Source organism: Bacteroides sp. DH3716P, from assembly GCF_025914115.1.
Classification (GTDB): Bacteria; Bacteroidota; Bacteroidia; order Bacteroidales; family Bacteroidaceae; genus Bacteroides; species Bacteroides ovatus.
In genome coordinates this window covers 1,606,079-1,620,081 of the sequence record NZ_CP083673.1, presented here as the reverse complement: position 1 = coordinate 1,620,081, position 14,003 = coordinate 1,606,079, and the positions used below count along the sequence as shown (strand labels likewise).

The window sequence follows — 14,003 nt, the reverse complement described above, 5'->3', positions numbered from 1 at the left end:
TATATGAAAATTATTATCGACAATAAAATACCATTTATAAAAGAGGCGATTCAGAGAATAGCCGATGAGGTGGTTTATGTACCGGGGAAAGATTTTACTCCGGAGCTCGTACGGGATGCAGACGCACTTATCGTCCGTACCCGCACACACTGCAACCGGAATTTATTGGAAGGTAGTCGAGTGAAATTCATAGCAACGGCAACCATAGGTTTCGATCACATTGATACAGAGTATTGCAAACAGGCAGGCATAGAATGGACAAATGCTCCGGGATGCAATTCTGCTTCTGTCGCCCAATATATACAGTCATCGCTTCTGGTGTGGAAATCTTGCAGAAACAAAAAGTTAAACGAACTGACGATTGGCATCATAGGAGTGGGAAACGTAGGGAGTAAGGTAGCTAAAGTTGCCCGGGATTTTGGCATGTGCGTTTTACTGAATGATTTGCCACGGGAGGAAAAAGAAGGAACAGAGCTATTTGCCTCACTAAAAAAAATTGCAGAAGAATGTGATATCATAACCTTTCACGTACCTTTATATAAGGAAGGGAAATATAAAACCTTCCACCTGGCAGATGAGAACTTCTTCCAATCACTCAAACGAAAACCGGCTATCATTAATACCTCCCGAGGAGAGGTCATTGACACCAATGCTCTTTTAAAAGCCCTAGACAGCCGGATCATTTCAGATGCCATCATTGATGTATGGGAACATGAACCGGAAATTAACCGTGAGTTACTGGATAAAGTATTTATCGGCACTCCCCACATTGCGGGTTACTCTGCCGATGGAAAAGCAAACGCCACACGCATGTCACTGGATGCCATTTGCAAATTCTTCCAAATAGAAGCTGATTATAAAATAAACGCACCGGCACCCGCCTCTCCTATTATACATGCCAAAAACCATGAAGAAGCAATCCTCCAAATATATAATCCAGTCGAAGATAGCACCCGATTGAAAAATCAACCGGAACAATTCGAAACCTTACGCGGGGATTATCCTTTGCGGCGAGAAGAGACAGCTTATTTAATCAAGTATTAAGAAATAAGTATTAAGTATTAGGTATTAAGTATTAACCGTAGCGACCGAGAACTTCATGAAATTCCGTCAAACGATTATCCGCATGGAGTAATACTTAATACCTAATACTTATTTTTTTAATACTTGTTCTATGACTTGCGGGAAGTGTTCATATTCCAAGGCATGCACTTTTTTGGCTACATCATCCGGAGAATCTGTCGGAAGAACAGGACAGGTAGCCTGGAAGATTGCATTTCCTTCGTCATAATGCTCATTTATATAATGTATAGTGATACCGCTTTCCTTTTCACCGGCAGCCACTACCGCTTCATGAACCCGGTCACCATACATTCCTTTGCCTCCGAACTTCGGCAGAAGGGCAGGATGTATATTTATAATTTTATCGGGATAAGCATGCAAAAGCAAGTCAGGCACACGAACCAGAAAGCCAGCCAGTACGACAAAGTCGATGCGGTACTCCTGCAAAATAGCCAAAATTTCATCTCCGGCTATCCAGTCCTCCTTTGGAAACACGTTACAGGCCACTCCCAAACGATGCGCACGTTCCAAAACGTATGCATCACTTTTATTAGAAAGTACCAACGAAACCTGAACGGAATCGTTTTTTTGGAAATACCGGATAATATTCTCGGCATTTGAACCGGAACCGGAAGCAAAAATTGCGATGTTTTTCTTCATAACCCTCAATTTCGATGCACAAAACAGTGAAAAATGTGCAAAACTTTGCATTTATTTAGTCAAATATTTGCGCAAAACGATAAATATTCATTCCTTTGCACCGCAAATTTAAAGAAATAAAACTAATTATTAATTAAAAACTTAAAGTTATGTCTGAAATTGCATCAAGAGTAAAAGCGATTATCGTTGATAAATTAGGCGTAGAAGAATCAGAAGTTACAACCGAAGCAAGCTTCACTAACGACCTGGGAGCAGATTCTCTTGACACTGTAGAACTTATCATGGAATTCGAAAAAGAATTCGGTATCTCTATTCCTGATGACCAAGCAGAAAAGATTGGTACTGTAGGTGATGCTGTATCTTATATCGAAGAACACGCTAAGTAATTCGATTTCATCAATATGGAATTAAAAAGAGTGGTAGTAACAGGCCTTGGCGCCATTACTCCCGTTGGCAACAGCGTTCCCGAATTTTGGGAAAACCTTGTGAACGGGGTTAGTGGAGCAGGGCCTATTACTCATTTTGATGCGTCGTTATTCAAGACCCAATTCGCATGCGAAGTGAAAGACTTCGATGCAACGAAATACATAGACCGCAAAGAAGCAAGAAAGATGGACTTGTATACTCAATATGCCATCGCTGTTGCTAAAGAAGCGGTGAGTGATTCCGGTCTTGACGTCGAGAAAGAAGACTTGAACAAAATCGGTGTTATTTTCGGCGCCGGTATTGGTGGTATACATACATTTGAAGAAGAGGTAGGCAACTACTACACTCGTCAGGAAATGGGTCCGAAGTTTAATCCGTTCTTCATTCCAAAGATGATTTCGGATATTGCAGCCGGACAGATTTCTATCATGTATGGTTTCCATGGTCCTAACTACGCGACTTGTTCAGCATGTGCTACTTCAACCAACGCTATTGCAGATGCTTTCAACCTGATTCGTCTGGGTAAAGCAAACGTAATTGTATCCGGTGGTTCGGAAGCAGCTATCTTCCCGGCAGGTGTGGGCGGTTTCAACGCTATGCACGCACTGTCAACACGCAACGACGAAGCTTCTAAAGCTTCACGTCCGTTTAGCGCAAGCCGTGATGGTTTCGTTATGGGCGAAGGTGGCGGTTGCCTGATCCTGGAAGAACTGGAACACGCTAAAGCTCGCGGTGCAAAAATCTATGCAGAAGTTGCCGGTGTAGGTATGTCTGCAGATGCACATCACCTGACAGCTTCTCATCCAGAAGGTCTGGGAGCGAAATTGGTGATGAAAAATGCACTGGAAGATGCGGAAATGGATCCGAAAGAAGTAGATTATATCAATGTACACGGTACATCTACTCCGGTTGGTGATATTTCAGAAGCAAAAGCAATCAAGGAAGTATTCGGTGATCATGCGTTCGAGTTGAACATCAGTTCAACAAAATCTATGACAGGTCACTTGCTGGGAGCTGCCGGTGCGGTAGAATCTATTGCAAGTATCCTTGCTATCAAGAACGGCATTGTTCCTCCGACTATCAACCACGAAGAAGGTGACAACGACGAGAATATCGACTATAACCTTAATTTCACGTTCAATAAAGCACAGAAACGCGAAGTTAATGTTGCCTTGTCCAATACATTTGGATTTGGTGGTCACAATGCGTGCGTTATCTTCAAGAAATACGCAGAGTAATATCGTGTTACGTAACGAAATAGATAAGATAAGGCTCTTGTTCCGCAAGGATAGAGAGTCTTATCTTTGTTTTTACCGGATACTCGGGTTCTACCCGCGCAATATCCAGCTTTATGAGCAGGCTCTCCTGCACAAATCGACTTCTGTCCGCTCCGACAAGGGACGTCCTCTCAACAATGAACGGCTGGAGTTTTTAGGTGACGCCATCCTCGACGCCATCGTGGGAGATATTGTCTACAAACGTTTCGAAGGGAAACGGGAAGGTTTCCTAACCAATACACGTTCCAAGATTGTACAACGGGAGACGTTGAACAAGTTGGCCGTTGAAATCGGCCTGGATAAGCTCATCAAGTATTCTACCCGTTCTTCCTCTCACAACAGCTACATGTACGGAAATGCTTTTGAAGCGTTTATCGGAGCTATTTATCTGGATCAGGGATATGAACGTTGCAAACAGTTTATGGAACAACGGATTATCAACCGTTATATCGATCTGGATAAAATATCCCGAAAAGAGGTTAATTTCAAATCCAAACTTATCGAATGGAGCCAAAAGAACAAAATGGAGGTTTCCTTTGAATTAATCGAGCAGTTTCTCGATCATGACAGTAACCCTGTATTCCAAACTGAAGTACGTATTGAAGGACTTCCGGCAGGAACAGGTACGGGATATTCCAAGAAGGAGTCTCAACAGAATGCCGCCCAGATGGCTATAAAGAAGGTAAAGGAACCGACATTTATGTCAACCATCGAAGAGATTAAAATACAACATTCGGCAACTGCTACTGAAATGGAAACAGAAATGGAAGTTGAATTTGCGACTAATTCTGAGACTGAATTGGCAAGCGGGCTTGAGAATGAGCCCGAAACCGAACTGAACACAAATCCCGAGATAGAACCGGAAAATGTTTCAGAAGAAAACATCCTCGTCGATGAGATTTCCACAGTGCAGGCCACAGAAGCTCCGGCAACTAGCCAAAGCAAATCCCCATGCGACGACCCTGAATCACCAAATCGTGATCTTCAGTAACCAATTTCAGTTTTCCTGCAACTTCTTCAAGAGGAATAGATGCTATATCGTCTCCTTGTAAAGTCACCATACGCCCGAATTGGCCATTGGCTATCAATTCTGTTGCATGCCCGCCCATGCGGGTAGAAAGATTGCGGTCGAAAGGAGTAGGCGAACCACCACGCTGGATATACCCCAAAACTGTTTCGCGGGTTTCTATACCGGTTTCATATTCAATTTCCTGCGCGATATATTCAGCAGCACGTTTACGCCCGTCAGTCTGAATTCCTTCCGCTACCACTACAATAGAATAGGGTTTGCCTTTCTTTAGTCTTTCCAGAATCGTATTGCCGATATTCTTAATGTTATAAGCGATTTCAGGAACGAGAATCACATCCCCTCCTCCTGCCATACCGGAATACAAAGCAATCCAGCCAGCCTTATGCCCCATCACTTCAATCACCATCACCCTTTTATGAGAGCTTGCGGTGGAATGTAGACGGTCGATGGCATCAGTAGCAATACTTACCGCCGAGTCGAAACCAAAAGAGATGTCCGTGCCCCAAATATCATTATCAATGGTTTTAGGAACAGATACGATGTTAACTCCCATTGCAGCAAACTTGGCTGCAGTCTTCTGCGTTCCATTTCCACCGATACAAACGACACAATCCAGCCCAATTTCATGGATATTCTGAAGAATTAAAGACGGTTTGTCAACATCAGAGACAACGCCTCCTTTTTTGAAAGGCTTCTCACGAGAAGTTCCTAACATCGTTCCACCCAGATTGAGCAAACCGGAGAGCGACTTGTCTGTAATAGATTCGACATCTTTAGTCAGCAAGCCCTGAAAACCGCTGTGAATACCTACCACTTCCATTCCGTAATAATTGATGGCAGTTTTGCACACGCCACGAATCGTGGCATTAATACCGGGACAGTCCCCGCCGGATGTTAAGATTCCAATTCTCATTGTCGCATTTTTTAGTCTAAAACTCGGGATTTATATGAAAGTCGTCAATTTTTAACGATTATTTCCGTCGTAAAGATAGAAAAAAAAGATAAATAAGTTACTTTTGCACGACTAAACATTATTATGTTAAAGCAGAAATGAATATTACAAAAATTATTAGTAAGACTTTCGATTCCCGTTTAAAACAGATAGACCTATATGCTAGTCAGGCTAGTGAGATACAGCATCGTGTGTTAAGCCGCTTAACACGCCAGGCCGCTCAAACTGAATGGGGAAGAAAGTACGATTATTCCTCTATCCGTAACTATGAAGATTTCCGAAAACGTGTTCCTATCCAAACATACGAAGAAATCAAACCTTATGTAGAACGTTTGCGAGCCGGGGAACAGAATCTGCTTTGGCCATCGGAGATACGCTGGTTTGCAAAATCCTCCGGAACGACTAATGATAAAAGTAAATTCCTTCCCGTTAGCAAAGAGGCACTGGAAGACATTCATTACAGAGGAGGAAAAGACGCGGCAGCTCTTTATTTCCGCATCAATCCGGATAGCCATTTTTTCTCCGGCAAGGGACTGATTCTCGGGGGTAGCCATAGTCCGAACCTCAACTCTAACCATAGTTTAGTAGGAGATTTATCCGCTATTCTGATTCAAAATGTGAATCCGCTTATCAATTTCATTCGTGTACCTAGCAAGAAAATTGCATTGATGAGCGAATGGGAGACCAAAATAGAAGCAATCGCCAACAGCACTATTCCGGTAAATGTGACAAGCTTGTCCGGCGTACCGTCGTGGATGCTGGTACTTATCAAACGTGTTCTTGAAAAGACAGGAAAACAGACTTTGGAAGAAGTATGGCCCAACCTGGAAGTTTTCTTCCACGGTGGAGTGGCTTTCACTCCTTATCGTGAGCAATACAAGCAGGTAATTCAAACACCGAAAATGCATTATGTAGAGACTTATAATGCTTCGGAAGGATATTTTGGAACTCAAAACGACCTCTCTGATCCTGCCATGTTATTAATGATCGACTACGGAATCTTCTACGAATTTGTTCCGCTGGAGGAAGTAGGAAAAGAGAGTCCACGAGCTTATTGCCTTGAAGAAGTCGAGCTCAACAAGAACTATGCAATGGTTATTTCTACTTCTTGCGGCTTATGGAGATACATGATTGGGGATACAGTGAAGTTTACCAGCAAGAATCCCTATAAGTTTGTCATCACAGGAAGAACAAAGCATTTCATCAACGCATTTGGCGAAGAGCTGATTGTCGATAACGCTGAAAAAGGATTGGCAAAGGCTTGTGCCGAAACCGGAGCACAAGTTAGTGAATACACCGCGGCACCTGTATTTATGGATGAGAATGCCAAATGCCGGCACCAGTGGTTAATAGAGTTCGCTAAGATGCCGGATTCAGTAGAAAAATTTGCAGCGATACTTGATGCCACACTGAAGGAGGTCAACTCCGATTATGAGGCGAAACGATGGAAAGATATAGCTCTGCAACCATTGGAAGTAATCGTTGCCCGTGAGGGATTATTCCATGATTGGCTGGCACAGAGAGGAAAGTTGGGAGGACAACACAAAGTCCCCAGATTAAGTAATACGCGCGAATATATAGAAACAATGTTAGCGCTGAATGACAGCATTCTTTCGGAAGAATAACCAAAAACCAAGACATAACCGACACTAGTTTTCTTTATTACAGAGATTACTTGTACAAGGAGAGCGTTTCGAAGCACCTCTCCAATTTCTTCCAGGCACGGATTATGCGAATTACATGGATAAAGTTTATTCTCTTTCCGTGTTTATCCGTGTAATCCGTGCCTAAATTATGTCGGCTAATTACCGGGCGTTGACTATTATCCCTCCTCCCAATAATAAGCCATCTTTATAGAATGCAGCAGCTTGTCCCGGAGCAATGGCGGTTAAAGGCTCATGAAGTTGCACATGCAGTAGATGATCTGGTGTAATGGTAATCGTAGCATGGTTTTCCTGTTTGCGATACCGTATTTTCACAATGATGTCAGAATGCCCTAAAGTACGCTCCTGATTGACAAGATTCCAGTCTTTCAACCACATTTCTGTTTTCTCCAGAGCTGAAAGAGAAGCTAATACTACTTCGTTCTTTTCAGGATTAATCTCTTTCACAAATACGGGACGGTTCAAATGAATGCCCAAGCCACGTCTCTGTCCAATGGTATAAAAAGGATAACCCTCATGCCAGGCAATAAAATCTCCCTTTTCATCGACAAACCTTCCTCGTTTCACTTTATTGAGTCCTGCCTGATTGCTTCCAACCAATACTTGCCAATCTCCAACCAATGCTTGATTCTCCCCCATCATCTGCTCTTCTTCTGCCAATGCCTCATTATTTTGAGCCAACCAGTTTTTCAGAAAAGTTCGATAGTCCATTGGGCAAAAACAAACGCCTATACTATCCTTTTTAGTTGCCACCTTCCGGAACCCATGTTCCGCAGCCCAGACACGAGCTTCCACTTTCGTAATATCCCCCATCGGCAACAACATCCTGCAAAGAATATCTTGTTTCAATCCCCATAGAAAGAAGGTTTGATCCTTATCCGAGTCGGCAGCGTATGTTATATAAAAGGTATTATTTAGTTGTATATTCTGTGCATAATGCCCGGTAGCGATGTAGAAAACGCCCATTTCATCGGCAATTTTAGCAAGCAGAGGCCATTTCAGGTAATTATTGCACAATATACAAGGGACTGGAGTCCGTCCTGCCAGATACTCCTGCACAAAATATTCAATAATCTGTTTACTGAATATTTCACGGGCATCGTATGTTATATGCCGTATTCCTAAACGTTCTGCCAGATTACGGGCATCTTCCAGATACTCTGTCGAGCCATTCAATTCATAAAAACGGAAGGTTACTCCGATCACTTCATAACCGGCTTCCAGCAATCGCATAGCAGCAACAGAACTATCTGTACCGCCACTCATTCCAAGCAATACTCGTTTGTTTTCCTCCATCATGCTGCAAAATTAAGTATTTTCCCGTATCTTTGTTTGTTAAAGTCTAAAAGAGAATGAAAGAGAGACCAACTAACGGACAAGTTATAATCGTTTTCACAGAGCATCCGATACTCGGCATATTACTGATTCCCTATATTGCGGAAAAGCTGGACGATGGTACCTTGCAATTGGTAGAACAAGCATTTCACGCCTCTCCCGAAGCTATGAGCAAGATGAGTGAGGCAGAAAGACAAGCTATTCATATCGCCTCTTATTATACAGAGAAGCATCTAATGAGTGTCTACTCCCGCGAAAAAACAGTATCGCGTTTTTTACATAAATTATCCGAAGATCCGGAACGAATAAAGAATGATATCCATCCATCTATCGAAAAGAAACTGTTGGAAATGCTGGTACTGATACGGGACAACGGACTGCCTTTTTATCAGAAACAAGCCGGCAGTAAAATACTATACGCCCATCATGCCTATCACATAAATCCTCATAATGCAGAAATTCGTGTAACGTTTCATGTTGACAATAAAACGTTTCGTTATCAGTTGCAGTGCTATTATGAAGGACAGCCATTCTCTTTAAGTGAGTTGAAACCTGTGGTTGTACTGACATCCGCACCAGCCACGCTATTATTGGGAATGGAGCTATACTTCTTTCCGCACATTGAAAGCGCACGCATCTTACCTTTTACAAAGAAAAGATCGATCAGCGTAGACGCTTCCCAAATTGAAAAATACATAGATAACATTGTTATCCCGATTGCTCGTTATCATGAAATCGAGACTCACGGTTTGAATATAATGGAAGAGAAATGCCCCTGTGAAGCAATTCTCTCATTCGAAGATACCACGTACAACGGACAAGCATTGCAGCTTGGTTTCCGTTATGGAGATCAGACATTTACACCGGATAGTGCCCTTGAAATGAAAAAAATCATTTATCGGAAAACATCCGGTGAAATCTTCTTTTTTCGCCGGAACATTACTGCTGAAGAACAAGCCGTTCAGCTCTTAACGGATGCAGGCCTGCGACAACTCAATGATACACATTTCAGCCTATCCCCTGAAGCTCCGGAGAAAACGATCGTCGAATGGATCAACAACCATCGGGAGATGTTGCAGCAGTCCTTCCATCTCACCAGCAATATGGGAAACACACCTTATTGCCTGGACGAGATACGCATCGAGCAAAGTTGCGACGATGAGGTCGACTGGTTTGAATTGCACATCACCGTTGTTATCGGCAATCTGCGTATTCCTTTTTCACGTTTCCGCAAACATATCCTGGAGGAAAAGAGAGAATATCTGTTACCTGATGACCGCATGATTCTCCTGCCAGAGGAATGGTTCAGCAAATATGCGAATTTACTAGAGATGGGAATTCAAACGGAAAAAGGAATCCGCTTGAAACATACGTTTGTTGGTGCTGCACAGACCGCCTTAGGTAAAGAGGAATTAAAGAAATTTCCGGCGAAGCAACAGATACAAAATGTTGCCGTACCCAAAAACCTCAAAGCAACGTTACGTCCTTATCAGCAGAAAGGATTCTCATGGATGGTACACTTGCATAAACAAGGATTTGGCGGATGCCTGGCAGATGACATGGGGCTTGGGAAGACACTCCAAACTCTTACTCTATTACAATATATATATAAACCATCTACCCCCAGACAACCGGCTACCCTGATCGTTGTCCCCACATCGCTACTTCATAACTGGCGACGGGAAGCCAAACGCTTTACAGCTCTCTCGATGACGGAATACAACAACACCGTGTCTATAGACAAGGAACAACCGGAAAAATTCTTCGGTCATTTTCACTTGATCTTTACGACCTATGGCATGATGAGGAATAACATTGATATACTCTGTTCATACTGTTTCGAATACATCGTGCTCGATGAAAGCCAGAATATCAAAAATAGCGAATCGCTCACCTTCCGGTCAGCCATTCGACTACAAAGTAAACACCGGCTTGTACTTACTGGCACTCCCATCGAAAACTCATTAAAAGACCTGTGGGCTCAATTTCACTTTATACAACCAGACTTACTGGGTACGGAAAATGCTTTCCAAAAGCAGTTTATAATGCCGATTCGTCAGGGGAATGCCCGTGCAAAAGTATTATTGCAACAACTGACAGCCCCATTTATCCTCCGTAGAAGCAAGAAAGAGGTAGCTCCGGAACTTCCGGCACTTACCGAAGAGACCATCTACTGCGACATGACTGAAGAGCAGAATACTTGTTACGAACAGGAGAAAAACAGCCTGCGCAACATCCTTCTTCAGCATCCTCAAAGTACCGACAGGCTTCATTCGTTTAGTGTATTAAATGGCATCTTACGTTTACGACAACTATCTTGCCACCCGCAACTTATCCTTCCCGACTATACCGGAACATCCGGAAAAACGGCACAGATAATCGAAACATTCGATACGCTACAGAGCGAAGGCCACAAAGTTTTAATTTTCTCCTCATTCGTCAGACATCTGGAGGTGCTCGCCGAAGCTTTCCACGAACGGGGTTGGAAATATGCCTTATTAACAGGATCGACCAACAACCGTCCTTCCGAAATCGCCCATTTCACCGATCAAAAAGACGTCCAGGCATTCCTGATTTCACTAAAAGCAGGAGGCGTGGGACTTAATCTGACTCAAGCCGACTATGTATTTATCATAGACCCCTGGTGGAATCCTGCCGCCGAATCGCAGGCGATCGCCCGCGCCCATCGTATCGGGCAGGACAAGCAAGTAATTGCTTACCGCTTCATTACCCAAAACAGTATCGAAGAAAAGATTCTTCACCTACAAGATGAGAAACGGAAACTGGCAGAAACATTTGTTACTGATAGTGAGCCATTACCTATATTAAGCAACGAGCAATGGGTAGACCTGCTCTAATAATACATAAAGTCGCAATCTATCACAGAGACGTGTAAAATGTATTATTTCATCGTATTCCTGAATTTTTTTATCCATATACTCTTATTTTATCCGGTTATCTTTGCCATTGTGAAAATTATAAATAACCCGAAATAATAAACGTATGAAAAACAGGAGCATTACCTACCTATTACTATTTGGTATTTGCAGCATGTTGGCAATCATGCAATCGTGCCAGAAAACAGATGACCTGGAAGCAGACATCAATTCTCTGAAAGACCGTGTCGCTGCTTTGGAAAAAGCAACGGAAGGACTGAATACTTCATTTGCCAGTCTGCAAGCCCTTATGCAAAAAAACAAAGTCATTATCGGAATTACTCCGACTAAAGATGGTCTGGGATATTTGCTGGAACTTAGTGACGGAACAAGCATTAAAGTCATGGAAAGTGAAGCAGTACAGGCGTCTGTCCCTGAATTTTCCGTAGACGAAGAAGGCTACTGGATATATAAAACAAGTAATAATACTAATTTCAAATATCTGCCAGGAGCCGATGGAGAGAAAGTATCAGCATGGCCCCGTGATGAAGAAGGCAATGTGGTGGCAACTCCATTAATCAGCGTATCTTCCAGTGGATATTGGCAAGTGAGCTACGATAATGGACAAACGTATACAAGCTTAGGAACTAAGGCCGAAGGTGGAAGTCAGGGAGGAACCAGTATATTCAGTAAGGTAGAATATAATGAAGCAAACCATACTTTCTCATTCACATTATCCGATGGAGGAAAAACATATACCTTTCCGGTAGATGACACCTTTGGACTGATAATTTATGGTCTCAATGATGCCGACAGCGAACAAACTGTGCAGGTTTTCGCCCCCAATGAGAATCATAAGGAATATAAAGTAGAACAGAATGACGTACAACAAGCCGTAGTACAAGCTCCCAAAGGATGGAATGTTCTTTTATCCGAGAACTTGTTAACTATCACACCACAAGCAACTGCGACAAAGGATATGGAAGAAACTATTAAAATTGTACTGACTTCATCAAAGAATTATATCCGTATTGTATCTATTGAAGTTAAACAACTTTCCAGCGAAGCCGGAGCAGAAGCCTGGCAGCAGTTTGTTAACGCTGACCAACAGAATGTGTTATTAGACTTTTCATACGCCGGATATAAACATGGTGAAATAGCACCTCCTGAAACAGAAACATTAATAGCACAAGGATATAAAGTATATGATGTTACAGATCCCAAATACGGAGCTATCCCAAACGACGGCAAATCTGACAGAGCAGCTTTCATGAAGGTATTGGAAGAAATAGCAAGTGAAACAAAGCAAGAAGACCTCAATATGACCGACCGATATATCAAGGAAAATGCTAAAGCTATTATCTACTTCCCCGAAGGAAATTATATCCTGCAAGATGAGGATTCTAAAGATCGCAGAATTCGTATATCAATGAGTGATATTGTTTTAAAAGGAGCCGGAAGAAACAAAACAACACTCGAAATGACTGCTGCAAATAATTCTCCGAAACCAACAGAAGAAATGTGGAATGCTCCTGTCATGATGGAGTTCAAACACAATACAGGATTAAAAGAATCAATAGGTGTTATCACTGAAGATGCTCCCATAGGCAGCAGAACCATAACAGCCAGTTTAACCGGAGTAAGCGCAGGCAGTTGGGTATGCCTTGTATTGGAAAATACGGATGACAATGTAATTAACTCCGAATTATATCCACACAAATGGGAAGATATTAAGATACAGCAAGGCGGTACTCCCAATATCAAGACAAAAGGGATTCAGATATACGAATATCATCAGATTGAGAAAATCAGTGGTAATAGTGTCACCTTCAAAGAGCCGATCATGCACGCCATCAATAAAGATTGGGGATGGAATGTACATAAATTCGCCAATTATGCCAATGTGGGTGTAGAAGACCTTACATTCAAAGGACATGCCAAAGAAAAATTCATCCATCACGGCTCTGACATTGACGATGGTGGTTTTAAGCTCATCGATTTTGTGCGTCTGACCAATTCGTGGATGCGCCGGGTTAATTTTGAGAGTGTTAGTGAAGCCATGTCAATCACAAATTCTGCCAACTGTTCTGCTTATGACATCACTATTGGCGGTAATCGTGGACACGCCTCTATCCGTTCACAGGCTTCTTCCCGTATCTTTATTGGAAAAGTAACTGAAAACAGCAATGGCTACACACTTAGAAAAGGAGAAGGTGAAAGCACATTGATGGAATATAAAACGAACGTTGGCCAATATCACGCTTGCGGCGTTTCAAAGCAAAGTATGGGTGCTGTAATATGGAATGTTAGATGGGGAGATGATTCTTGCTTTGAATCACATGCCACACAGCCACGTGCAACACTAATCGACTGCTGTTCCGGTGGTTTCATGCATTGGAGACAAGGAGGAGACTCTGCTCAAATGCCTAATCACATGGAGAATCTGACAATATGGAATTTCTACGCAACAAATGCACAAACAGACCAGGACATCGATACAGGAGGTAAATTTACCTGGTGGGATGGTAACGGCTTTTGGTGGAAATTTATGCCTCCTATCATTGTCGGTTTCCACGGAAGTCCTTTAGATTTTGATGATACTCAAATGAAGCGGCTCGAAAGTAACGGAACTGCTGTGGAACCATATTCACTCTATGAGGCTCAATTACGTAAACGTTTGGGATATGTTCCTTCCTGGCTATCCTCTTTAAAATAATAACT

Annotated in this window: 10 protein-coding genes; 7 read left to right on the top strand and 3 right to left on the bottom strand. The window is 42.5% G+C overall.

The features are described 5' to 3' along the window. The first annotated feature begins 3 nt into the window (after positions 1 to 3). Positions 4 to 1,044 carry a 4-phosphoerythronate dehydrogenase PdxB gene (gene pdxB / locus KQP79_RS05620; RefSeq protein ID WP_138343105.1) on the top strand — a complete coding sequence of 347 codons (1,041 nt, stop codon included), beginning with the start codon at positions 4 to 6 and terminating at the stop codon, positions 1,042 to 1,044. Positions 1,045 to 1,152: 108 nt separating this feature from the next. On the opposite strand, the gene KQP79_RS05615 is transcribed toward pdxB, so the two are convergent. Then, positions 1,153 to 1,773 carry a phosphoribosylglycinamide formyltransferase gene (locus KQP79_RS05615; protein WP_138343104.1) on the bottom strand — a complete coding sequence of 207 codons (621 nt, stop codon included), beginning with the start codon at positions 1,771 to 1,773 and terminating at the stop codon, positions 1,153 to 1,155. A 98-nt stretch (positions 1,774 to 1,871) separates the two neighbouring features. Between KQP79_RS05615 and KQP79_RS05610 the strand changes: the two genes are divergently transcribed. The 3 genes from KQP79_RS05610 to rnc are packed head-to-tail and all read left to right on the top strand — an operon-like array spanning position 1,872 to position 4,416. Continuing rightward, on the top strand, positions 1,872 to 2,108 hold the full coding sequence (locus tag KQP79_RS05610) for an acyl carrier protein (protein WP_002558672.1): 237 nt from the start codon (positions 1,872 to 1,874) through the stop codon (positions 2,106 to 2,108). A 15-nt stretch (positions 2,109 to 2,123) separates the two neighbouring features. Beyond that, positions 2,124 to 3,386 (top strand): beta-ketoacyl-ACP synthase II, encoded by a 1,263-nt coding sequence (gene fabF, locus KQP79_RS05605; protein ID WP_008024013.1) that lies wholly within the window; start codon positions 2,124 to 2,126, stop codon positions 3,384 to 3,386. After that, positions 3,352 to 4,416, top strand: a complete 1,065-nt coding sequence (gene rnc / locus KQP79_RS05600) for a ribonuclease III (RefSeq protein WP_099147226.1) — start codon at positions 3,352 to 3,354, stop codon at positions 4,414 to 4,416. Before fabF ends, rnc begins: the two co-directional genes overlap by 35 nt. Here rnc and KQP79_RS05595 read toward each other — a convergent pair. After that, positions 4,358 to 5,368, bottom strand: coding sequence for an ATP-dependent 6-phosphofructokinase (locus KQP79_RS05595; protein ID WP_099147220.1), 1,011 nt, complete (start codon positions 5,366 to 5,368; stop codon positions 4,358 to 4,360). The genes rnc and KQP79_RS05595 overlap by 59 nt on opposite strands. A 137-nt stretch (positions 5,369 to 5,505) precedes the next feature. On the opposite strand from KQP79_RS05595, the gene KQP79_RS05590 reads away from it, so the two are divergent. Beyond that, positions 5,506 to 7,032 carry a GH3 auxin-responsive promoter family protein gene (locus tag KQP79_RS05590; protein WP_138343103.1) on the top strand — a complete coding sequence of 509 codons (1,527 nt, stop codon included), beginning with the start codon at positions 5,506 to 5,508 and terminating at the stop codon, positions 7,030 to 7,032. 180 nt (positions 7,033 to 7,212) lie between these two features. Here KQP79_RS05590 and mnmA read toward each other — a convergent pair whose 3' ends face one another. Continuing rightward, the gene (gene mnmA, locus KQP79_RS05585; protein WP_004308010.1) at positions 7,213 to 8,370 is read right to left on the bottom strand and encodes a tRNA 2-thiouridine(34) synthase MnmA; all 1,158 of its coding nucleotides are present in this window, start codon (positions 8,368 to 8,370) and stop codon (positions 7,213 to 7,215) included. A 53-nt stretch (positions 8,371 to 8,423) separates the two neighbouring features. Here mnmA and KQP79_RS05580 point away from each other — a divergent pair, with 53 nt between their 5' ends. Both KQP79_RS05580 and KQP79_RS05575 read left to right on the top strand, forming a co-directional pair. Beyond that, positions 8,424 to 11,264, top strand: coding sequence for a DEAD/DEAH box helicase (locus tag KQP79_RS05580; protein ID WP_138343102.1), 2,841 nt, complete (start codon positions 8,424 to 8,426; stop codon positions 11,262 to 11,264). A gap of 145 nt (positions 11,265 to 11,409) precedes the next feature. Further along, positions 11,410 to 13,998, top strand: coding sequence for a DUF4955 domain-containing protein (locus KQP79_RS05575; RefSeq protein WP_004322491.1), 2,589 nt, complete (start codon positions 11,410 to 11,412; stop codon positions 13,996 to 13,998). Positions 13,999 to 14,003: the final 5 nt, after the last annotated feature.